The following is a 20,523-nucleotide window of genomic DNA, read 5'->3' on the forward strand; positions in this document are numbered from 1 at the left end:
GGTGAACTAGAGCAAGTGAATTGGGAAGCGTCTGGCCCTTCCATCGAGACGCCTTCCAGGGGGGGGCGAAATGGCGACCCCTTTTTGCTTTCCCCGGACAAGGTTTTTTAGGTAGATTCCAATAAAGAGGATGAAAGCAATGTCATTGCTCCGTACAAGAATTATTGCAACCTTAATTGTGGCGCTATTTCCAATGAGCCAGGTCGCGGCTTATGACTGGGTGGCTACCGGACATGTGGTTGATCTAGAGGCCACCTACCTTCCAGGGCTCGTCGTCTTCACTCTTGATGTACAGGCCGGTGCGAATTCTTGCCATATTTTTTGGAATGGCAGCTCCGCTCAACCAGCAAGCGCTCAAGCAGATAACGTCAAGGCTGTTTATGCGACGCTGCTAGCGGCGAAGGTTAGCGGACAGAAGATAACGGTCTATGGTTCAAATCCAAGCACGACTGATAACACTTCCTGCGAGGGCAACTTCATTCATGTTGCGGGATGAATGAACGGCTGGATATTTTAATTTATTGGCGAAATGGCGCCACCTTTCCTGTGGACCTCGTTGAAGCGCCCCTGGCTCTACTTTTGACAGGTGTCGAAACAACCGTACCAGCGTCGCTGCGCTGCACCACCTGAGTTGCCTATTGGGTACCAAGCCTTGGTGAGTGCATGATGGCGCCAGGAGGACCAACACATGCGTGGGATACCTCGTGTCAGGGTGGCTCTTGGCAAATCCGTGGCGATTGCCGTCACATGCATGCTGTGGCTGGTCTGTGCAGCATCGGCTATCCATGCGCAGTCGGCCGAAACATGGCGGGCACAGCAGGCTTCCGCCATGGAAAAGGCGAACGATATTCTGGTCCAGGCACGCAGCCACAAGGGTGTGCTGGCGCAATACCTGGTGATGCGCCGGGCCTCCGCGAGGGAGGATACGCCGGCGTTCGGCTTGATCTTTGGGCAATACCTGAGTTGGTATCAGAGCTTTTTGGGCGATTACCCGGCCGCCGTGAGGAGCTTCTCGATCGCGCAGATCCCGCAAGCGGATGACTTGCCTTCGCCACTGACTGAAGGCGGCTATAGGGCTCGTCCGGCGCTGGACGCCATTCCCGATCTGGCCAGGAACTACCAGATCGTGCTTCTCAATGAAGCGCACAACGTGGCGCTCACGCGCAGCCTGACCGTGCAGCTGCTCGGCCGCCTGTACGCGGAGGGCTTTCGCTATTTCGCCGCCGAAACGTTGATGCAAAGCGATACCGGTTTGCAGGCGCGTGGCTACCCCACCGAAGACAGTGGCTTCTACACCGAAGAGCCGATCTACGGAGAAATGGTGCGCACGGCGCTAAAGCTCGGTTTCAAAGTGATCGCCTATGAAGCGACTTCGAATGCCAGCAGCCCCGATGCGCGCGAGGCCGAACAAGCGCGCCACCTCTACGAGAGCGTGTTCGCGCACGATCCGAGTGCACGCCTGGTTGTCCAGGCCGGCTACGACCATATCGCGAAATCGGGCCGTTACCTCGGCGGCCAATCCATGGCAGAGCATCTGCACAAGCTTACGGCCGCGCCGATGCTGTCCATTAATCAGACCGCGATGTATCCACGCCCTAAGAGCAAGAACGATCATCCTTATTACACGGCGACGATGAAGCAACTGCAGCCCGATGTACCTATCGTCTTCGTCGACGCGAAAGGTAAACCGTGGTCGCTTGGCCCGGCTTATGACGTAACCGTGTTCTTTCCGCCGGAAAAGCTGGAGCGCGGGCGCCCCACTTGGCTGAGCCTGGGCGGCCTGCGCCGCGCACATCTGGTGAATGCCAACGCTTGCCGTGGGCAGTACCCCTGCCTGGTCGAAGCGCGTTACGCCGGTGAAGGAGCGGATGCGATACCCGCTGACCGCTTGCTGCTTGACTTGCCATCGGCCGCGCTGTCCTTCGGCCCGATGGTCGTGTATGGCGGCAGCGCGCAAGAGGTACCTTCCGGCGACCTCTATCTACGCCCCGGTAGCTATCAATTGAGCTTCATCGTCGATAAGGGCGGGGAGCCACAGCGGGAAACTGTCGTGGTGCCGGACGCACCGTCAGGGCAGCCTGAGTAGCGCTCTGAGATCACCCGCGGCGCATCGCGTTACGAACTCGATGTGCCGCACCTGAGCGACTGATGGCTTATGCGTTGTTGCTCGATGCTGTCATGACGGACAGCGGCAGCGCATAGCGCTTAAAGCTTGTAAGCCCGATGGATCGCCACGATCCCATTGGTGAGGTTGCGCAATTCAACACGACCGAAGCCTGCGCGCTCCATCATCCCTTTCAGCGTTTCCTGATCCGGATGCTTGCGGATGGATTCGGCGAGGTACTGGTAGCTGTCCGCATCACCCGCAAAGAGTTGCCCCAGCTTGGGCAGCACTTTGAAGGAGTGGAAGTCGTAGAGCTTGCTGAAGAGGTCGCTCTGCACCTTGGAGAATTCCAGCACCAGGGCACGGCCGCCGGGCTTGAGGACGCGGCAGATGTCGGCGAGCGCCTTGTCTTTGTCGGTGACGTTGCGCAGGCCGAAGGCCATGGTCACGGCGTCGAAGCTGTTGTCGGGGAAGGGCAGTGCTTCCGCGTTGAGCTGGGCCCAGCGCAGGCCGGAGACGAGGCCGCGGTCGGTCATGCGGTCGCGGCCGACGCCGAGCATGGCGGCGTTGATGTCGCCAACGATCACTTCACCTTCTGCGCCGACAACGGGCTTGAGCAGTGCGGCGATGTCGCCGGTGCCGCCGGCCAGGTCGAGCACGCGGTCGCCTTTGCGCACGCCGCTGATGGCGACGAAGTGGCGCTTCCACAGGCGATGGACGCCGAACGACATCAGGTCGTTCATCAGGTCGTAGCTGCGCGCTACCGAGGTGAACACCTGGCCGACCAGCTTTTGCTTGTCGCCGACGGGGACGTCACGGAAACCGAAATGGGTGGTTTTAGGCTGCTGTTCGCTCATGCGCACATGCTACAGGATCGTGCTTTCCGGCGGTTCTTTGCTGGCTGGTGCCTATAGCTCCACCGCCTTGCTGTCCTGCTTTTGGGTGCTCGCGATCACGTACATCGAAACCTGCTTCGAATCTGCCGCGTCGCAAGATTTCCCCCTCACCCCAACCCTCTCCCCGTAGGGGAGAGGGAGCTAAAACCACGCTACCTCAAGCTTCTCGAAGACCTTGAGAGGGATGGATCTTAGAGCCTGTTCAATAGCTTCGCGTGGCCCGCGCATAAGCCGGGCTTATCCACGTCATAGAAAATATAACGTTGTCCGATAGGGTGTGGCAGCGTACTGTTTCGCGCGGCGCCGGCCGGCGTCTTCATAGGGAGTGTGTGCGATGTTCCGTAAAGTCTTGTCTCTTTCGTTCGCACTTAGCCTGGGCGGCGCTGCTGCCGCGATGGCCGCCGATGCGCCTGCGCCGGTGATTACCGCGGCCGGCGCGATCCATCCGCTACCGCAGGCGGCTTACCAGCCGGACGCCAAGGCGACCTACAAGGTGGTATTCGCGCTGACCAAGCCCTCGGACAAGCCCGGTGAGGTGAACCCGGCGCTGGAGCGCGTGGCGCGCGCGGTCAATCTCTATACGAGTGCCGGTGTGCCACTGAGCCATTTGAAGTTTGTCGCCATCGCCTATGGGCCGGCCACGGGGCTGGTGCTTGACGACGAGCACTATCGCGCGCAGTTCGGCGTGGCCAATCCCAACCTGCCGGTGATCGCGCAGCTGCACAAGGCGGGGGTGGATGTGGCGGTATGCGGTCAGGCCATGGCCGAGCACAAATACGACAACAGCTGGGCTTCGAAGGATGTCACCCTCGCCCTCTCGGCGCTGACGACGATCAGCGATCTCGAGCGGCAGGGTTATGCCTTGATGCCGCTGTAACGGGGGGGCTGATATGCGATTGCGTCTTGCGCGTTGCCTGCTGGTGGCAGGTTTGGGTGTGTCTTTCGGAGTGAGTGCGGAAGGCCTGGCGAAGTCCGACTACCTGCCGCCATGGAACCCGCCGCCGACGGGCGGTGTGGCGTTCTCGGTGCCGCCGGTGGATGCCATCGCCGACCTGCATGGCGATATCGTCGATCCGCAGCTGGTAGTGTTTTTCGCCGGCAACCAGTTCATGGTGGTGCACGATCTGCTGGTGGCGTTCAAGCAGGCGCATCCGCAATACCAGCGGATCTTTGTCGAGACCTTGCCGCCGGGCATTCTGGCCAAGCAGATCGAGAGCGGATCGCTGGTCATGGGCAATCTGAAGATCGAGCTGAAGCCGGACATTTATACGGCCGGCAAGAACGACATGGCCGAGGCGCAGAAGCAGCACGGCTGGTTCGGCGATGTTTACGACTACGCGCGCAATCCCTTGGCGATCCTGGTCGCCAAGGGCAATCCGAAGGGCATCAGGGGCCTGGTTGATCTCGGCCGCGCCGACGTACGGGTGAGCATGCCGAACCCGCAGTGGGAAGGCGTCGCAAAGCAGATCGAGGCCGGCTATCGAAAGGCCGGCGGCGATGCGCTGGATCACGCCATCATGGATACGAAGGTGAAAGATGGCAGCACCTTCCTCACCAGCATTCACCATCGGCAATCGCCGTTGCGTGTGTTGCAAGGCGATTCGGATGCGGCGCCGGTGTGGTTGACCGAGGCATATTTCCAGCAGGAAATTTTGCATCATCCCGTCGAGACGGTGGCGATTCCGGCCGAACAGAACGTCACCGCCACCTACTCCGCCGCACGCATGAAGGATGCGCCGCACGCGCAGGCGGCCAAGGATTTCCTCGCCTTCATGCGCACGCCGCAGGCACAGGCGATCTATCGCAAGTACGGATTCCAGGAGCCGAAGCCATGAGCGCGCGATGGGCCTTTCTTTTCACCCTGGCCGGCCTGTCGATGGCCGGCAGCGCCTGCGCGGGGTCGCCGGATGGCGCCACGCTTGCCACGCAGGGCAACGGGCGCGGGGCCGCACCCTGCGCGGCTTGCCATGGCGCCGATGGCGGCGGGCAAACGGCGAGCGGATATCCGAGGCTCGCGGGCCTGCCGGCCGAGTACCTGCGCAAGCAGTTGGAGGATTTCGCCTCCGGCATCCGCGGCAATGCCGTCATGCAGCCGGTAGCCACCGCGTTGAACGCCGACGAGCGCGCGACATTGACCGCCTACTACGCGTCGCTGCAACCGCCTCCGGCGGCACCCACAACAGCGTCGTCGTCGGCGGGGCCGGTGCTGGCCGACCGCGGCCGTTGGCCGCAAGGTCTGCCCGCGTGTGATCAGTGCCATGGGCCTGGGGGCGTGGGCGTCGGCAACAGCTTTCCGCCGTTGGCCGCGCAACCGGCGAGCTATCTCGCGAACCAGTTGCGCGCCTGGCAGCATGGCACGCGCAAAAACGACCCGTTGGAGTTGATGCGCGGCGTCGCTGCCAAGCTGAGCGCTGCCGATATCGACGCTGTTACCGCCTGGTATGCCGCGCAATCTGTCGCGGCGCAGGGAGTCAAACCATGAACCGCCTGCGTTTCGCCGCTCTCGCTTCGACGCTGTGCCTGGCCGCGTGCAGCGGCGCTGGCGATCTGCCCGCGAACATCGTCGCCGCTGCGCCATCGCCCGCTACAAGCTCGGCCAAGCCGCAGGCCACCGCTTTCACCCCGCCGCCCGAGTCGGCGATACCCAACGACGAGTTCGGCAAGCAGATCGAGCTGGGCCGGAAGATCTTTACCGAGACGGCAAAGTACGCGCCCGGCTATGTCGGCAACCAGCTCAATTGCGAGAACTGCCATCTCGACGCCGGCCGGCTCGCTGGCTCCGGGCCGTTGTGGGGCGCCTACAGCATGTACCCGGCCTACCGCGCCAAGAACCATCACGTGAACACCTTCACTGAGCGGTTGCAGGGCTGCTTCATGTACAGCATGAACGGCAAGGCCCCGCCGGCCGACAGTGCGGAGATGGTCGCGCTGGAAACGTATGCCTACTGGATGTCGCAAGGCGAGCCGGTGGGCAAGGAGCTGGCAGGACGCGGCTATCCGAAGCTGGCCAAGCCGGTGCAGGCGCCCGACTTCGCGCGCGGCGAGCAGGTGTTCAAGCGCGACTGCGCGCTATGCCATGGCCCCGACGGGCAAGGCCAGATGGCCGCGGGAAAGATGGTGTTCCCGCCGCTGTGGGGTCCGCAGTCGTTCAACTGGGGCGCGGGCATGCACGAAGTGGACAAGGCCGCTTCCTTCATCAAGGCCAACATGCCGCTGGGCCGGGGCAATACCTTGACTGAGCAGGATGCCTGGGACGCGGCGTACTTCATGAATGCCCACGAGCGTCCGCAAGACCCGCGCTACGCCGGCAACGTGGCGCAGACGCGAGCGAAGTTCCACGACACGCCGCAGTCGCTGTATGGCGTGGAGGTCAACGGGCAGGTGCTGGGGCAGGGTAGCGCGGCGCACTGAGGTGCGCCGCCTCGCTTCTAGATGATTACGTCTAGGTGATTACGTCATCGGTCGCCGTGACCCGGCGGCCGATGTGCGTGTGCCTGGTGCTCGGCCGCCACGTGGCGTGCGTGCAAGTCCTCGCTGGAAGCGTCAGCAGGCACCGATGTGGTGGCGACGGGTTCCATGGGCGCTGCCGCTGGCGCTGCATCTTTCTCGCCGTCGCCACCCGGGGTGATCTTGAGGATCGAGTGGCGCACTTCGCGAGCGAGGATGACGCGCGCATCGCGCACCATCACTTCCAGTGCGCTGTCGTAATCGAGCTTGCCGGCTTCGTCGGTCCACACGATGCGGCTCTCGCGCAGCTTCTGGATGAAGCCGCGGAATAGCGCCTTGTCGAAGAACTCCGGCGCCGACAGTTCGTTGAGCAGGGCCAAGCGCTGCGCGGTGAGCGTGCAGGCGTTTTCCAGTTCGGCGGCGGTGAGGGTGTGCGGGCCGTTCTTCACCAGCGCGGCGATGGTGATGTAGTAGCGCTCGAAGGCCTGGATCAGGCTGCGTGCGATCACCTTGAGCTGATAAGCCGCATCGTCCTGGCCGGGGCCGCGTTCCAGCAGGCGGCCTTCGCCGTTGGATTCGAGCAGGCCGCGGCGCACGAAGAAATCGACCGTGGCCTGCAGCTGTGCACAGAAACCCTCGGCATCCCACGGCAGGAACAGCTCGCCCTGGATGAACGGGTAGATGATTTTGCCCAGGCGCAATATCGAAGCGCGCGACATGCGGCGATTGTTGAGGAAGCAGCAGGCCACCCACGCCGCGGTGGCGGTGAGGTGCAGCACGTTGTTGCGGAAGTAGCTGAGCAGTACCGCCTGCTCGCCCTCGGTGACCAGCACGTCGCCGAGCGGGTGACGCACGCGGCGGATCCAGCCCATCTGCTCGCCGTAGGCAATGATGCCGGCCGGGTCCATTGGCGTGAGCGTCATGCGATCGGAATAGGGCAGCTCTTCCAGCAGCGCCTTCATCAGCTCGATCTGGGCGAGCAGGTCGTTTTCCGCCATCGCGTGCTTGGGCGTGGCCAGCAAGGCCAGTGCGAGCAGGTTGATTGGGTTGACGTCGGCGGCGCGGTTGATGTTGATCTGGATCTTGTCGGCCAGCTGGTCGACGACCTTGCCGAGCCACTCGGGCTTGGCATCCGGATGGGCGGCGGTTTCGCGCCAGTTGGCGCTGGCGGCGTCGAGCAGTGGGTTCAGTTCGATCGGCTCGCCGAAATTGAGCGCGACGTGGCCGTAGCGCTGGCGCAGCACTTTCAGGCCGCGCAGCAGGCCGAGCAGGGATTCCTTCTCCTTCGGTTTGCCGGAGAGTTCACCCGCGTAGCTCTTGCCCTCCATCAGCTTTTCGTAGCCGATGTACACCGGCTGGAACAGCACCGGGCGGCGCGGCGCGCGCAGGAAGGCGCGCACGGTCATCGCCAGCATGCCGGCGCGCGGCGCCAACAGGCGGCCCGTGCGGGAGCGGCCGCCTTCGATGAAGTATTCGATCGGCACGCCGCGGTCGATCAGCTGCGCGAGGTATTCGTTGAACACCACCGAATACAGCGCATTGCCCTTGAAGGTGCGGCGCAGGAAGAACGCACCGCCGCGACGCAGGATAGGGCCGATGCCGGGCAGGTTGAGATTCACACCGGCGGCGATATGCGGCACCACCACGCCAGCCACATGCAGCTGATAGCTCAGCAGCAGATAGTCGGCATGGCTGCGGTGGCAGGGCACGTAGACCACTTCGTGGCCCGGCGCGGCGGCGCGGGCTTTGTCGAAGTGGTGCATGGCGATGCCGTCGTACAGCTTGTTCCAGAAATTGGAGAGCAGGAACGACACCGAGCGCACCACCGGGTGCGAATAGTCGGCGGCGATTTCCAACACCAGCTTCTGCGCGTTACGCCAGGCTTTGGCGTGGCTGATCTTTTCCTTCGCGGCGGTGGCGGCGATGGCTTCGCGCACCGGTTCGGCGTTGAGCACGGCGTCGACCATGGTGCGGCGATGCGACAGGTCGGGCCCGATCACCGCCGCACGGATGCGCCGGAAGTGGGTGCGCAGCACGCGGGCGATCTTGCGGACAAAACGCTCCGGCTGGATGTCGCCGGCTTCGTTCAATACGGTGCGTAGCGAGACCGGCGCGGAGAAATGCACCACGGTGTCGCGGCCGTTGAGCAGCAGAGCGAGCAGACGGCGGAAGCGGCCCACCATCACCCAGTTTTCCGAGAACAGCACGCTGAACCAGCCCGACTCGCGCGTGGGCGCGCGGCCGACATAGATGGAGACCGGCACGATCTGGATGTCGCGCGCTGAGTCGCCTTCCAGCGAGCGCACCAGCTGGCCCAGTGGTTCGTTGGGCGCGCGATGCCGGTTGCGGCCGAACAGCCAGCCGTCGCGGCGCGCCAGGGCGAACACCGAACGCTTGCGGCGGGTGCCGGCCAGCGGCTGCATGGGGCTGGGCAGGCCGGCTTCGCGGCAAGCGCGTTCGAGGATCAGTGCGTCGGAGAAGCCGTCGCGCTCGATCACGTAGCAGACCGGTGCGCCCGTCTGCAGCAGGGTGGCGGGTTCGGCGGGGTCGCGCCGGAGGCGCAGCCAGGGTTCGAGCAGTTGCCCGGCCAGGGTGAACCACCATGGCGCGCGGCTGCGGGCGGGAGTTTCCGCGGTCGACATATTCAGCATCCGCGCATTGTACTTGGTGCGCCTAGCGCTTCGCCGGTGGCCTGGCCGAGCTGGCGGGGGCAGGTGCATGAACTGTCATCACCGGGGTGCTCGTGGCCGGCGTTGGTGCGCTGCTCGCCGGTGCCGGCTCGTTCAACCGCGCATGCGCCTCGCGCACGTTATGCAGCATGTCCTCGCTGTACCAGCGGTCGTCCAGTCGCACCAGGGTGGATTCGGTGCTGATCGGCTTGCCCAGCAGGGTGTAGTCGATCTTCACGTGGGCATAGCCGTAGGCGTTCTCCAGCGTGCTGACCTTGACCGAGTTCAGCGTGTCGTCCACCGACAGGCCATAGATACCCAGCACCTCCTTCAAGCCAAGGAAGCCGATGTGGTACTTCTGCATGGCGATGTCGAAATCCATCGCGCGCAGTTGGTCGGCACCCTTGAGGTCGAGCTTGCGGGCGGTGGAGACGAGCACGCCGATGGACTGCTTGGCCTTGGCCTGATCGAACCAGTTCACCTGCTGCGCCCAGGGAGCGACCACGTTGACGATGTCGGCCGCCTGCTTCTTCTGGGCGGCGCTCATGTCCTTGCTCTGCTGGATGCCGGCGTGGGCGATGCCCTGCATGATGCCGATCAGCACTGGCAGCTGGTCGTTGTATTCCTGTTGCAGCTGCGTGAGCTTGGGCTTGGCCTGGGCGAACAGTTTGTCTTCGGCGCCGGGCTCGGTGAATTCCTTGAGCTTGGCATTGAAGTCGGCGCGATCCTCGTCGGTCAGTGGCCGCTGGTCCGGGCGCTGACGCGGCCAGTCGGTGCGCAGCGTGGCGTAGTCGGCCGGTGGCAGGGCGTGCTTCCAGAAACCGGCAAAGTCGCCGGTCTTGATCAGCGTGACCGACTGCTGCACGGCAGCTTCCGGCGTCTCGCCACCCGGCTGCGCGGCTTGTTCCTGCTCCTTGTTGTGGCAGGCAGCCAGAGCCAGCAGCGCAACGAACCCGATCAGGGCGTGACGGAAGAGCGTGGATCGCATGAGGCGGATCTCGCGGTAGGTGGCGGCAGACGCCATGCGGGATAGGCGTGCGGTGAGCGGCCGAGCGTAAGCGGGGCGGCTGCGGCGAAACAAGGGCCGGTCGTCCGGATCGCCGGCTGCGCCTCGGATGGGGGCTTGATTCCCTCGCCTGCAAGCAAGGTGGGAGAGCTAAAAGCTTGGAGCAGCCTGCCCCCTCCCTTGCTTGCAGGGGAGGGTTGGGGAGGGGTGGGTACTTGAGAAAGCGTTTCAGGAGAGGTTTTCCCAAGGGCTTACCCCCTCCCGGCCTCCCCCTGCAAGCAAGGGGAGGGGCCAAAAGCTCGCGACAACCTACCCGCTCTCCTACTTGTGAGGGAGGAGTCGACAGCTACCCCAGAAAAAGAAAACCCCGCGGGCGTTGGCCTCGCGGGGTAATCCGGCAGAGCCGGAAGGGAAATGGCCTTGCCCGCGGAATGTCTAGGTCAGCAGGTGTTGGCGGAAGCGATCTTAACCGCTCCCTTAAAGCTAAGGCAACACTTTATATTTTGCTATATAACTTATTGATTTTAATATATCAGTCAATGCGCAATGCGTTGACCTTCAGGCGATGCCGCTCTTCGCGTGGGGCCGTCCAGTCGTTATGGAACAGCGCTGGCTCCCAGGAGCCGTAGGTGGCGTTGGGCAGCACAAACCAGCGGCTGCCGATCCAGGACAGATAGGGCGCCATGGCTTTCTGGCGGCCTTCGGCGTTGTTGGCGATAACAGTCACAAAATCGCCGATCTGGTCGCCAAATTGCATCAAAACACGATATTGCCGGCTAACCAGCTGGCGGCGGCAGCCCTTTTCGGTGCCTATCTGCTCGCAATCCTGGACAAACGTACCCAAGCCGAGGAAGGCCTTCGGCCCCGACACCGGCAGGCCGGCTTTGCGCAGGTTGGCGAGGGTGGCTTCGTCCAGGTCTTTGGCGCGGTTGGAGATATAGATGACGGCGATGCCATGTTTGGCGGCGAACTGGGTGAACTCGACCACGCCGGGCAGCGCGCGGGCGTTCTGCTCCTTGCACCAGGCGGCCCAGTCGGCTTCGTTGAATTCGCCGCCGCTCTTGATCAGGCGGGCCTGATAGGGCGAGTTGTCCAGCACGGTCTCGTCGATATCCAGCACCACGGCCGGCTTCAGGCCCTTGGCGGGCGCCACGCGGTCGTCCTTGGCCAGGGCATCCCAATCCTTGTCCTTCATGGCGGCCAACAGGCGGGCCTGGGCGTTGCGGTAGGTCTGCAGATAGATCAGGTCGTGCTCGATGGCGGTCTGGCTCCAGGCCACCGCGTTGAGATTGTCGTCGGCGATGGCCGGCGCCGGAGCGGCGGCCTTGGCGGCCGGAACGGGTGTCTCGGTCGGCTTGACCGAAGTGGTGGTCGAGCACCCGGCAAGCAGGACGAGTGCGGCGAGGGTCGCCGAGAAGCGTGCAGTCATGGAGGGTCCCTGTAGATCGAGCAAGGCAGCCGAATCGTGGAAGTTTACGACACAGGCATGTCGAGGCTCGGGGGTAGCCAAATGAACGGCCGGGCCGAAAAGGTGGCGGCTGCAACGGGCTGCTGACAGACTGCGGACTCCTTCCGCTGCCGCAAGATTTCATGGAATCCACGCTGCCACTACCGCGCCAGCCCAGTCCTATCGTTCGTGCCATCACCTATGTGCTGATGGCGCTCGCCCTGCTGCTGGTGCTGTACCTGCATCTGCTGCCGGCGCTGCTAGCTGGACTGCTGGTGTACGAACTGGTGCAGTCGACGGCGCCGCTGCTGGGCAAGCGCGTGCCGAGCGATCGCGCGCGCGTGCTGGTGGTCGCCCTTCTTGGCACCATCGTGGTGGGGTTGCTTACCCTGCTGATCCTCGGCGCGATCAGTTTCTTTCGCACAGAGATCGGTAATCCCGAGTTGCTCTGGCAGGAGCAGTTGATGCCGCTGGTGGAAAAGGCGCGTCAGCAGTTGCCGTCCTCGGTGGTCGGCTGGCTGCCCGACAGCGTGGACGATCTGCGGGTGATGGCGCTGGAGCTGACCCGCAAGCATTCGGTGAGCCTGCAGTCGCTGGGCAAGGAAACCGCGCGCGTCTTCGTGCACATCATCATCGGCATGGTGCTCGGCGCCATCGTGGCATTGAGCCGGGCTCGCCCGGCCCACCAGGTGGGGCCGCTGGCTTCGGCGATGAGCCAGCGCTGCCAGCGTCTGGCCGAGGCGTTTCACAACATCGTGTTCGCGCAGATCAAGATTTCGCTGATCAACACCGTATTCACCGCGATCTTCCTGCTCGGCGTACTGCCGCTGACGGGCATCCATCTCCCGCTGGGCAAAACGCTGGTGGCGGTCACCTTCATCGTCGGCCTGCTGCCGGTGATCGGCAACCTCATCTCCAACACCGCCATCACCATCGCCGGCCTGTCGGTGTCGCTTGGCGTGGGCGTGGCGGCGCTGGGCTTCCTGATCCTGATCCACAAGCTGGAGTACTTCCTCAACGCACGCATCATCGGCACGCAGATCCGCGCGCGCGCATGGGAACTGCTGATCGCGATGCTGTTGATGGAAGCCGCCTTCGGCCTACCCGGCCTGATCGCGGCGCCGATTTACTACGCCTACCTCAAGAGCGAGCTGGAAGCGGAGCAGTTGATCTGAGCGTAGTTCACGCACTGGCCGCGGCACGACGCACGCTGGCGTAGAAGATGCGGCTCCATAGCCAGTAGGAGAACGGGCATCCCAGCAGCAGTGCGAAGGCCAGCAGGCCGAGCAGCACCATCATGCTGGTGTCGCTCCAGCCGGGAACCAAAAGCGCGCCGGATAATCCCGCGCCGATGAAGAGCAGGCTGCTGCAGACCATGGCTACCGTGGATGCGGCGAGCAGTCGCCCAACGCGCACGGCGGACAGGCCGCGCGGCAAGCCGATCAGGGCGCCGGTGAACGCGAGGGCCGCAGGCACCAGCAATCCGACGCGGATGGCCAGCCATGTCCATGGCGCGTCGGGGGTAACAGAGCCAGCTTCGGGTTTGATCAGTGACGCCACGATGAGCAGCACGGTGTAGAGCATCCATGCCATGAGGCCGGCGGCACGCAGGGTCAGACTGGGTGACGGCGGCAAGGCCAGGACGTCTTTGCGGCACAGTCGCGTGGCGACCCACCAGGCGAGCCAGGTGCCAAGCACATCGAGTGGCAGGTTGACGAACGTTATGAGCATCGCGCTCATGCTGGCGTCATTCATGTCGACTATCACCTTGAGCAGCACTAACTGATACAACGCCACCATCATCACGACCCGCAGCAGCAGTCCGCCGGCGAACAGCAGCAAGAGCAGCCATGGCCGGCGGAAGGCCACTTCGCGGCGACGCTCGCCGTGCCATTGCGCGATCAGGAAGGCGAGCCCTCCAATCGACAGCCATTGGCTGTTCAATGACAGCAGCAAGGTCGCGATACGGCTTACCGGTTCGTCGGCATCGGTGTTCGCCCGCGTGAGCAACGAGATCAGATACGGGCCGTGCTGCAGCAGTGTCACCAGCATGGCGGTGGCAGCTGCCAGCCAAGGTAGCGAGGAGCGTTGGGAGAGCGGGCGATTCATCGGACGTCCTTGTGCGTGAGGGGGGTGTCGGAGAGATCTCCGAACACATAAATGGTCAGGGCGGTACGTGGGTGGCCATGTCGAGCAAAGCCTCTTGCAGCGATGTGTCCTGCAAGGGTTCGTCCCACCGGTTGCCGTGCAGCAAACTATCCAGTGGCAGTCGCGAACGCCACCCTGCGGTTTCCAGCTCGGGACGAGGCAGAAATTCGCTGACATGGCCCAGGCAGAGATAAGCGACGGGCACCACATGCGAAGGCAGGCCCAGCACGGCGGCCAGTTCCAGCGGGTCGACAATGCTGACCCAGCCCACACCGATACCTTCGGCCCGTGCCGCCAGCCACAGGTTCTGCACGGCGAGGCAGGTGCTGAACAGGTCAGCATCCAGCATGGTGTTGCGGCCCAGCACGTGCGGGCCGCCGCGCGTGCGGTCGCAGGTGATGCAGAGGTTGATCGGGCTGTCGACGATGCCTTCCAGTTTCAGTCGTCGGTACAGCGCGGCGCGCTCGTCCGTGTAGTGGCCTGCAGCATCGGCGTTGGCGCGATCATGGAGCGCCTTGATCGCCTGCTTGGTTTCCAGCCGGTCGATTACGATGAAATCCCACGGCTGCATGAAACCTACCGAGGGTGCGTGATGCGCCGCATGGAGCAGGCGCGCCAGTACTGCGGGCGCGATCGGATCGGGGAGGAACTGCGAGCGCACGTCGCGGCGCTCGTGAATGGCGCGATACAGGCCCTCGCGCTGCGACTCGGGAAATGCGTGATTGTTCATGCGTGGGTTTTCGGATGCAGGCGTCAGTTGCCGGCCAGCATCGCGGCGATCTTCGCCATATGCGATTCGGCGGTTTCGCGCACCACCTCCTTGTCTGCTTCCGGGTCTTTGCCCTGCCAGTGGAGATCGTCCTGCGGTAGTTCGTGCAGGAAGCGGCTGGGTTGGTTGCTGTGCACTTCGCCGTAGCGCTTGGTCTTGGACGACCATGACAGCGTGAGCATTTCCTTGGCGCGGGTGATGCCCACGTACATCAGGCGGCGTTCTTCGTCGATGCGGCCCTCGTCCATGGCGCCTTCGTGCGGCAGCGTGCCTTCTTCGCAGCCCACGATGAAAACGAAGCGGAACTCCAGGCCCTTGGCTGCGTGCATGGTCATCATGCGCACTGCGTTGCCGGGCTCGTCGCGGTCGGCGTGGCTGAGCAGGGCCAGCTGTGCGGCGAGATCGCCAGCGCTGCCGTTGCCCTTCTGCATAGCGCGGAACCACTCGGCCAGTTCGCGCAGATTGCCCAGGCGGCGTTCGCGCATGGCGGGGTCGGGGGTGCTGGCGGCGATCTGTGCGGCGTAGCCGGTGCGCTTGAGCACGGTTTCCACCAGGTCGGCGGCGTTCTCGTGCAGCGAAGCGCTGCGCAGTTCATCCAGCAGGGTGGTGAAAGACGCGAGCGCGGCGGCCGGGCGAGGCGTGAGCTGGCGCAGCACGGCGTCGCTGCGCGCGGCGTCGAGCAGGGAGGCGTTGCGCGTCTGCGCGATCTGGCCGAGTTTCTCCAGCGTGGTCGCGCCGATCTCGCGTTTGGGCACGTTCACTACGCGCAGGAAGGCCGCGTCATCGCTGGGGTTGGTCAGCAGGCGCAGATAGCACAGCAAGTCCTTCACCTCGGCGCGATCGAGGAAGCTGAGCGCGCCGGTCAGGTGATAAGGAATGCGCGCCAGACGCAGCGCCTTTTCCAGCGGACGCGCCTGGAAGTTGCCGCGATACAGGATGGCGATGTCGTGCCAACGAGCCTTGTGCTTCTCGGCCAGGGTGGTGGCGATGGCGGCGACTCGTTCGGCCTCGTGCTCGTTTTCCTTGCATTCCAGTACGCGGATCTGCGGCCCTTCCGGGTGCTCGCTCCACAGCTTCTTTTCGTGCAGATGCGGGTTGTTGGCGATCAGCTTGTTCGCCGCGCGCAGGATGCGTTTGCCGCAGCGGTAGTTCTGCTCCAGCTTGATCACGCGCAGGGTGGGCCAGTCCTTGCCGAGCTGGTCGATGTTTTCCGGGTTGGCGCCGCGCCAGGCGTAAATGGACTGGTCATCGTCGCCCACGCAGGTAAAGCCGCCGCGGTCGCCCGTCAGCGCCTTGAGCAGCCGGTACTGCGCGTCGTTGGTGTCCTGGTATTCGTCGACCAGCAGATAGCGCAGGCGCTCGCGCCAGGCGTTGCGGCATTCCTCATCGCTTTCCAGGATACGCAGCGGCAGGCGGATCAGGTCGTCGAAATCCACCGCGTTGAAGGCGGCCAGGCGCTGCTGGTAGAGCTGGTAGATCATCGCCGCGTCCAGCTCTTTCGGGCTGCGCGCGGCGGCGGAAGCTTCCTCCGGCGACAGGCCGGCGTTCTTGGCGCGGCTGAGCAGGTTGCGGATGCCGAACAGCACATCGGACTTGGCGCCCTTGGGTACGAGTTCCTTGACGATGCTTTCGCTGTCGTCCGCGTCCAGCACGGAAAAGCCTTTGCGCAGCCCCGCGCGCTCATGCTCCATCTGCAGGAACTTCAACCCCAGCGCATGGAAGGTGCACACGGTGAGGGCCGCCGCATCCTCTGTGCTGATCAGCTTGGCCACACGCTCGCGCATTTCCTTCGCCGCCTTGTTGGTGAAGGTGATGGCGGCGATTTTCGACGGCGACAGCTTCCTGCGCTGGATCAGGTACGCGATCTTCTGCGTGATCACGCTGGTCTTGCCGGAGCCGGCGCCAGCGAGCACGAGTAGAGGGCTGTCGCAGTGCTCGACAGCGGCCAATTGTTGGGGGTTGAGCATGGAGCGTGCGTGCGGTGAAGTGCGGTGCACGATGGTAGCAGGACGGGCGACAAGAGCCTGTCTGATGTCTCCGCGTAACTCGCGTTGGGTCGCTGTGGGCGCCATGCGTCGGCGCGCGGCTTGGCCTGGCGGCCAGCCAGGCCAAGCCACGCCCCACCACCTGACGCCCACAGCGACCCAACGCGAGCCACGCGGAGACGTCAGACAGGCTCTGCCATAATCCCGCCGGGGGGAGTTTCAGCGCTTGATCACTTGATGGAGAAGGACATGACGGAAGGAACGGTCCAAGTCGCACAGGAATGCGACGTGGTGGTGATCGGCGGCGGCCCGGCCGGAAGCACCGCTGCGGCCATGCTGACGCGCAAGGGCTACAAGGTGATCGCGCTGGAGAAAGACCGCCACCCGCGCTTTCACATCGGCGAGTCGCTGCTGCCCATGAATCTGCCACTGTTCGAGCGGCTCGGCGTGATGGACAAGGTTCGCGCGATCGGCGTATTCAAGCCTGGCGCGGATTTCGAGGCGGACAACGAGCGCGGCTACAACACCTATGCCTTCGCGCGCGCCATCGGCAACAGCCCGCCGCACGCCTACCAGGTGTGGCGGCAGGATTTCGACAAGATGCTCTACGACCACGCGCGCGAATGCGGCGCGGATGCGCGCGAAGGGCACGAGGTGAAGCAGGTCGCTCAGGCCGGTCCACGCGAATCGCTGATCGACGTGGCGACCGATGCTGGCGAGAGCTACCGCATCCGTGCGCGCTACGTGGTCGATGCGAGCGGGCGGGATGCCTTTCTGTCGTCGAAGAAGAAGCTCAAGCGCAAGAACGACGAACATCAGAGCGCGGCCATTTTCGGTCACTTCCGTGGCGCCGAGTGCCGCATGGGCGAGGATGCCGGCAACATCAGCATTTACCGCTTCGAACACGGCTGGATGTGGATGATCCCGCTGCCCGACGGCGTGATGAGCGTGGGGGCGGTGTGCCGTCCCGAGTACCTCAAGCAGCGCAAAAGCCGCACGGTCGAGTTCCTGCTCGACACGCTGCGCAAGAATGCCGATCTTTGGAAGCGCATCGAACAGGCTGAGCTGATCGACAACGAAATACGTGTCACCGGCAACTACTCCTATGACTCCAGCTGCATGGGTGGGCCGGGCTGGGTGCTGATCGGCGATGCGTTCGCCTTTCTCGACCCGGTGTTTTCTTCCGGCGTGTACCTGGCCATGAGCGGTGCCGAGCAGGCGGTGGCTGTGGTCGACCAGTCGCTGCGCGAACCGCGACGCGAGGTCGGCCTGCTGCGCCGGCTGGAGCGCCGCCAGCGTCGCGGCATGCGCCGTTTCGCCTTCTTCATCTACCGCTTCAATGGGCCGGTGATGAGCCAGATGTTCCGCTCGCCGCGCAATACCTGGCAGATCGAGCAGGGGGTGATCTCCATGCTGGCCGGGGACGTGTTCGACTCGTTCAAGGTATGGAGCCGCATCCAGGCGTTCCGGCTGGTCTATGCGATATGCGCCTTGCGCGACTGGCGGCGCTGGAACAGTGAACGCAAATACCGGTTACGCCAGGCGCAGGCCGACTTTACGGGTGGTAACACGCCGCTCGACAAGGCATGAAAGCCTTGGGCAAAGCGAACCGAGTAACATCGTCGCCCCGCCGAGAGAACGACCATGGCCAAGCTCTATTTCTATTACTCGGCAATGAATGCCGGCAAGACCACCACGCTGCTGCAGAGCGCCTACAACTATCACGAGCGCGGCATGCGCACGGTGATCCTAACGCCCGCGCTGGACAACCGTTTCGGTGAGGGTGTGGTGGCTTCGCGCATTGGCTTGAAGGCGAATGCGCGTCGCTTCAGCGGCGAGGAAAACCTGCTCGCCCTGATCGAAGCCGACATCGCCGAACGCGGCCCGCTGCATTGCGTGTTTGTGGATGAGGCGCAATTCCTCACCAAGGCGCAGGTGTGGCAGATCAGCGACGTGGTCGACCGGCTGAATGTCCCGGTGCTGGCCTTTGGTCTGCGCACCGATTTTCGGGGCGAGTTGTTCGAGGGCAGCAAGTATCTGCTGGCCTGGGCCGACAACCTGGAAGAGATCAAGACCATCTGCCACACCGGCCGCAAGGCCACCATGGTGGTGCGCGTGGATGCACAGGGGCGGGCTGTCACTGAGGGCCCGCAGGTTGAGATCGGCGGCAACGACCGCTATGTCTCGGTGAGCCGCGCCGAGTTCAAGCACATTACCGAAGGGCGCGGCCGCATCGAGCTGCAGCAAACTGTCTTGCCGTTGGGCGAACACTGAGCACTCGGGCGCGCCATGGTTGCGCGCTTAGTCGCTAAAGCCCACGGCCACCACAAGGAATCCCCGCATGGCCAACCCGATCACCATCCCCGCCTGGCAGCGCCCGCATTGGCAGCCCAGCGACGAGGAGATCGTTGTGCAGTTCTACGTTTTCGGCCAGTTCGAGGCGGTGCGCGCGCCTTCGGCCGACTACGGCAGCGACGGCCTGCCGGATGGCATCGAGTTGACCAGCCATCACCACGCGGCGCTACGCCAGTGGGAGGGTTACCCACTCAAGGGCTCGCTCGGCCGCATGTTCAAGGACGATGCGCCGGAGGCCTACAAGGCGGCATTGGACGCACCTCAGGTGCTGGTGGTTCGCGGTCGTATCAAGGACAGCCACGAGACCGGCTACCTGCGCGACATTCTCGGTGTGCTGGCGGGCCTGCTCGACATTGGTGGCACGGCGATCCTCGATCCGCAGATCCTTACCTTGTTCGATGCCGCGACCTGGCGCCGCCACTACCTGGTGCGTGACGGCGCGCCGATCCGCAACCACCTGTTGATCCTTTGCGACGCGGAGGACGACACGGGCCGCAACTGGATCCACAGCCGCGGTATGCGCAAGTTCGGTCGCCCCGACGTGAGCATCCGCAACGTGCCCGACAGCGACATCGATCGCGCCGGTATGCTGTGCGAACGGTTGGTGGATGTGCAGGCGTTGGGTGCGCATTTCAGCGACGGGCAGCCGCTCGACACTGGCGGCGAGCCGGGCGGGTTGACCGCGAAGCTCGGTGGTGGCGAAGACGACGTGGACTTCAACAACACTTACGTCGAGTTCCGCTGGCCGGACTGATAGAGCGAGGAGTGAGTGGAGAGGAGTGAGAGTTGGCGCCCGCCGCCTTCTCTCACTTCTCACTCCTCTCCACTCACTTCTGACACTGAGGGCACCAGAACGTGGAGCGCTGCCCGATCACCGCTTGCCGGATGGCCGTGCCGCATACCTTGCACGGCTCGCCTTCGCGGCCGTAGACCATAAGCTCACGGAAGAAATAGCCGGGCAGGCCGTCCGGTTTGATGAAGTCGCGCAGCGTGGTGCCGCCGCGTTCGATGGCCCAGGCCAGGATGCGTTTCACCTCGGTGGCCAGTCGCGCATAGCGGGCACGGGACACGGAACCGGCAGGTCGGCGTGGATCGATGCCGGCAGCGAACAGCGCCTCGCTGGCGTAGATGTTGCCAACCCCCACCACCACCGCGTTGTCCATCAAGAACAGCTTCACCGCGGCCGTGCGTCCGCGCGAGGCGTGCCATAGTAGGTCGCCGTCGAAATCGTCGGTGAGTGGCTCCGGCCCAAGATTCGCAAGCAACTCATGTGTCGTTCCTGGTGGTTGCCACAGCAGGCAGCCGAAACGGCGTGCGTCGGTGAAGCGCAGTACGCGCGGTCCTTCGGTGGCGGTCGGTTCCAGTGCGATGTCGACGTGGTCGTGCTTGCCGACCAGTGCGTCTGGCGGCAGCACACGCAGCACACCCGTCATGCCGAGATGCAGCAGCGCGCTGCCGACCTGCGTGTGCAGTAGCAGGTACTTGGCGCGGCGTTCGACGCTCTCGATGCACTGGCCTGGCAGCAGTTCGCTCACTTCCGGCGGAATCGGCCAGCGCAGATCCGGACGGCGCAGCGTGACGCTGGTGATGCGGCGGCCGATCAGGTGCGGAGCGATGCCGCGACGGGTGGTTTCGACTTCGGGGAGTTCGGGCACGGGGGTGTCGGTTTTAGAGGGGTGATCAGATGGTGTCGCTAA

18 protein-coding genes are annotated in these 20,523 nt (G+C 64.0%); 10 read left to right on the plus strand and 8 right to left on the minus strand.

Annotation, left to right across the window (positions count from 1 at the left end; translation table 11 throughout):
* The first annotated feature begins 139 nt into the window (after positions 1 to 139).
* Complete coding sequence (locus OUZ45_RS07095; RefSeq protein ID WP_266169238.1) at positions 140 to 496, plus strand: hypothetical protein; 357 nt, start codon at positions 140 to 142, stop codon at positions 494 to 496.
* A 192-nt stretch (positions 497 to 688) separates the two neighbouring features.
* On the plus strand, positions 689 to 2,086 hold the full coding sequence (locus tag OUZ45_RS07100) for a hypothetical protein (protein ID WP_266169239.1): 1,398 nt from the start codon (positions 689 to 691) through the stop codon (positions 2,084 to 2,086).
* Between the two features lie 119 nt (positions 2,087 to 2,205).
* Here the strand turns inward: OUZ45_RS07100 and ubiE are convergent, their stop codons facing one another.
* Positions 2,206 to 2,961: a bifunctional demethylmenaquinone methyltransferase/2-methoxy-6-polyprenyl-1,4-benzoquinol methylase UbiE gene (gene ubiE, locus OUZ45_RS07105; RefSeq protein ID WP_266169240.1), complete on the minus strand. Its 756-nt coding sequence runs from the start codon at positions 2,959 to 2,961 to the stop codon at positions 2,206 to 2,208.
* Between the two features lie 373 nt (positions 2,962 to 3,334).
* On the opposite strand from ubiE, the gene OUZ45_RS07110 reads away from it, so the two are divergent.
* Genes OUZ45_RS07110 through OUZ45_RS07125 form a run of 4 tightly spaced genes read left to right on the plus strand, consistent with a single transcriptional unit; the run spans position 3,335 to position 6,411 of the window.
* A complete protein-coding gene (locus OUZ45_RS07110; RefSeq protein WP_266169241.1) occupies positions 3,335 to 3,877 on the plus strand; it encodes a DsrE family protein in 543 nt (180 codons plus the stop codon).
* 13 nt (positions 3,878 to 3,890) lie between these two features.
* A complete protein-coding gene (locus OUZ45_RS07115; protein ID WP_266169242.1) occupies positions 3,891 to 4,835 on the plus strand; it encodes a substrate-binding domain-containing protein in 945 nt (314 codons plus the stop codon).
* Positions 4,832 to 5,482: a c-type cytochrome gene (locus OUZ45_RS07120; protein ID WP_266169243.1), complete on the plus strand. Its 651-nt coding sequence runs from the start codon at positions 4,832 to 4,834 to the stop codon at positions 5,480 to 5,482. The genes OUZ45_RS07115 and OUZ45_RS07120 overlap by 4 nt, the downstream gene beginning before the upstream one ends.
* Entirely contained in the window at positions 5,479 to 6,411 is a 933-nt protein-coding gene (locus OUZ45_RS07125) for a c-type cytochrome (protein ID WP_266169244.1), read from the plus strand. Before OUZ45_RS07120 ends, OUZ45_RS07125 begins: the two co-directional genes overlap by 4 nt.
* Before the next feature lie 44 nt (positions 6,412 to 6,455).
* Here OUZ45_RS07125 and plsB read toward each other — a convergent pair whose 3' ends face one another.
* The 3 genes from plsB to OUZ45_RS07140 all read right to left on the minus strand — a co-directional run bounded on the left by plsB (position 6,456) and on the right by OUZ45_RS07140 (position 11,551).
* A complete protein-coding gene (gene plsB / locus OUZ45_RS07130) occupies positions 6,456 to 9,098 on the minus strand; it encodes a glycerol-3-phosphate 1-O-acyltransferase PlsB (protein WP_266169245.1) in 2,643 nt (880 codons plus the stop codon).
* A gap of 22 nt (positions 9,099 to 9,120) precedes the next feature.
* On the minus strand, positions 9,121 to 10,104 hold the full coding sequence (locus tag OUZ45_RS07135) for an RAD23 family protein (protein WP_266169246.1): 984 nt from the start codon (positions 10,102 to 10,104) through the stop codon (positions 9,121 to 9,123).
* 550 nt (positions 10,105 to 10,654) lie between these two features.
* Positions 10,655 to 11,551, minus strand: coding sequence for a 5'-nucleotidase, lipoprotein e(P4) family (locus tag OUZ45_RS07140; RefSeq protein ID WP_266169247.1), 897 nt, complete (start codon positions 11,549 to 11,551; stop codon positions 10,655 to 10,657).
* 161 nt (positions 11,552 to 11,712) lie between these two features.
* On the opposite strand from OUZ45_RS07140, the gene OUZ45_RS07145 reads away from it, so the two are divergent.
* Positions 11,713 to 12,744 (plus strand): AI-2E family transporter, encoded by a 1,032-nt coding sequence (locus OUZ45_RS07145; RefSeq protein WP_266169248.1) that lies wholly within the window; start codon positions 11,713 to 11,715, stop codon positions 12,742 to 12,744.
* A 7-nt stretch (positions 12,745 to 12,751) separates the two neighbouring features.
* On the opposite strand, the gene OUZ45_RS07150 is transcribed toward OUZ45_RS07145, so the two are convergent.
* Genes OUZ45_RS07150 through OUZ45_RS07160 form a run of 3 tightly spaced genes read right to left on the minus strand, consistent with a single transcriptional unit; the run spans position 12,752 to position 16,453 of the window.
* On the minus strand, positions 12,752 to 13,678 hold the full coding sequence (locus tag OUZ45_RS07150) for a hypothetical protein (RefSeq protein WP_266169249.1): 927 nt from the start codon (positions 13,676 to 13,678) through the stop codon (positions 12,752 to 12,754).
* 55 nt (positions 13,679 to 13,733) lie between these two features.
* Positions 13,734 to 14,447 (minus strand): 5,6-dimethylbenzimidazole synthase, encoded by a 714-nt coding sequence (bluB, locus tag OUZ45_RS07155; protein ID WP_266169250.1) that lies wholly within the window; start codon positions 14,445 to 14,447, stop codon positions 13,734 to 13,736.
* A 23-nt stretch (positions 14,448 to 14,470) separates the two neighbouring features.
* Positions 14,471 to 16,453 carry a UvrD-helicase domain-containing protein gene (locus OUZ45_RS07160; protein ID WP_266169251.1) on the minus strand — a complete coding sequence of 661 codons (1,983 nt, stop codon included), beginning with the start codon at positions 16,451 to 16,453 and terminating at the stop codon, positions 14,471 to 14,473.
* 267 nt (positions 16,454 to 16,720) lie between these two features.
* Between OUZ45_RS07160 and OUZ45_RS07165 the strand changes: the two genes are divergently transcribed.
* The 3 genes from OUZ45_RS07165 to OUZ45_RS07175 all read left to right on the plus strand — a co-directional run bounded on the left by OUZ45_RS07165 (position 16,721) and on the right by OUZ45_RS07175 (position 19,580).
* Complete coding sequence (locus tag OUZ45_RS07165) at positions 16,721 to 18,061, plus strand: NAD(P)/FAD-dependent oxidoreductase (RefSeq protein WP_266169252.1); 1,341 nt, start codon at positions 16,721 to 16,723, stop codon at positions 18,059 to 18,061.
* Between the two features lie 54 nt (positions 18,062 to 18,115).
* On the plus strand, positions 18,116 to 18,745 hold the full coding sequence (locus OUZ45_RS07170) for a thymidine kinase (RefSeq protein ID WP_266169253.1): 630 nt from the start codon (positions 18,116 to 18,118) through the stop codon (positions 18,743 to 18,745).
* A gap of 67 nt (positions 18,746 to 18,812) precedes the next feature.
* Positions 18,813 to 19,580, plus strand: a complete 768-nt coding sequence (locus tag OUZ45_RS07175; protein ID WP_266169254.1) for a hypothetical protein — start codon at positions 18,813 to 18,815, stop codon at positions 19,578 to 19,580.
* Between the two features lie 73 nt (positions 19,581 to 19,653).
* Here OUZ45_RS07175 and mutM read toward each other — a convergent pair whose 3' ends face one another.
* The gene (mutM, locus tag OUZ45_RS07180; protein WP_266169255.1) at positions 19,654 to 20,481 is read right to left on the minus strand and encodes a bifunctional DNA-formamidopyrimidine glycosylase/DNA-(apurinic or apyrimidinic site) lyase; all 828 of its coding nucleotides are present in this window, start codon (positions 20,479 to 20,481) and stop codon (positions 19,654 to 19,656) included.
* Positions 20,482 to 20,523 lie beyond the last annotated feature (42 nt).

It is taken from the genome of Dyella subtropica, from assembly GCF_026283965.1.
Lineage (GTDB): Bacteria > Pseudomonadota > Gammaproteobacteria > Xanthomonadales > Rhodanobacteraceae > Dyella_D > Dyella_D subtropica.

Bases quoted from the DNA above. Each gene is read 5' to 3' on its own strand.
- OUZ45_RS07095 (WP_266169238.1), top strand. From the start codon at position 140: ATGTCATTGCTCCGTACAAGAATTATTGCAACCTTAATTGTGGCGCTA.
- OUZ45_RS07100 (WP_266169239.1), top strand. From the start codon at position 689: ATGCGTGGGATACCTCGTGTCAGGGTGGCTCTTGGCAAATCCGTGGCG.
- ubiE (WP_266169240.1), bottom strand. From the start codon at position 2,961: ATGAGCGAACAGCAGCCTAAAACCACCCATTTCGGTTTCCGTGACGTC.
- OUZ45_RS07110 (WP_266169241.1), top strand. From the start codon at position 3,335: ATGTTCCGTAAAGTCTTGTCTCTTTCGTTCGCACTTAGCCTGGGCGGC.
- OUZ45_RS07115 (WP_266169242.1), top strand. From the start codon at position 3,891: ATGCGATTGCGTCTTGCGCGTTGCCTGCTGGTGGCAGGTTTGGGTGTG.
- OUZ45_RS07120 (WP_266169243.1), top strand. From the start codon at position 4,832: ATGAGCGCGCGATGGGCCTTTCTTTTCACCCTGGCCGGCCTGTCGATG.
- OUZ45_RS07125 (WP_266169244.1), top strand. From the start codon at position 5,479: ATGAACCGCCTGCGTTTCGCCGCTCTCGCTTCGACGCTGTGCCTGGCC.
- plsB (WP_266169245.1), bottom strand. From the start codon at position 9,098: ATGCTGAATATGTCGACCGCGGAAACTCCCGCCCGCAGCCGCGCGCCA.
- OUZ45_RS07135 (WP_266169246.1), bottom strand. From the start codon at position 10,104: ATGCGATCCACGCTCTTCCGTCACGCCCTGATCGGGTTCGTTGCGCTG.
- OUZ45_RS07140 (WP_266169247.1), bottom strand. From the start codon at position 11,551: ATGACTGCACGCTTCTCGGCGACCCTCGCCGCACTCGTCCTGCTTGCC.
- OUZ45_RS07145 (WP_266169248.1), top strand. From the start codon at position 11,713: ATGGAATCCACGCTGCCACTACCGCGCCAGCCCAGTCCTATCGTTCGT.
- OUZ45_RS07150 (WP_266169249.1), bottom strand. From the start codon at position 13,678: ATGAATCGCCCGCTCTCCCAACGCTCCTCGCTACCTTGGCTGGCAGCT.
- bluB (WP_266169250.1), bottom strand. From the start codon at position 14,447: ATGAACAATCACGCATTTCCCGAGTCGCAGCGCGAGGGCCTGTATCGC.
- OUZ45_RS07160 (WP_266169251.1), bottom strand. From the start codon at position 16,453: ATGCTCAACCCCCAACAATTGGCCGCTGTCGAGCACTGCGACAGCCCT.
- OUZ45_RS07165 (WP_266169252.1), top strand. From the start codon at position 16,721: ATGACGGAAGGAACGGTCCAAGTCGCACAGGAATGCGACGTGGTGGTG.
- OUZ45_RS07170 (WP_266169253.1), top strand. From the start codon at position 18,116: ATGGCCAAGCTCTATTTCTATTACTCGGCAATGAATGCCGGCAAGACC.
- OUZ45_RS07175 (WP_266169254.1), top strand. From the start codon at position 18,813: ATGGCCAACCCGATCACCATCCCCGCCTGGCAGCGCCCGCATTGGCAG.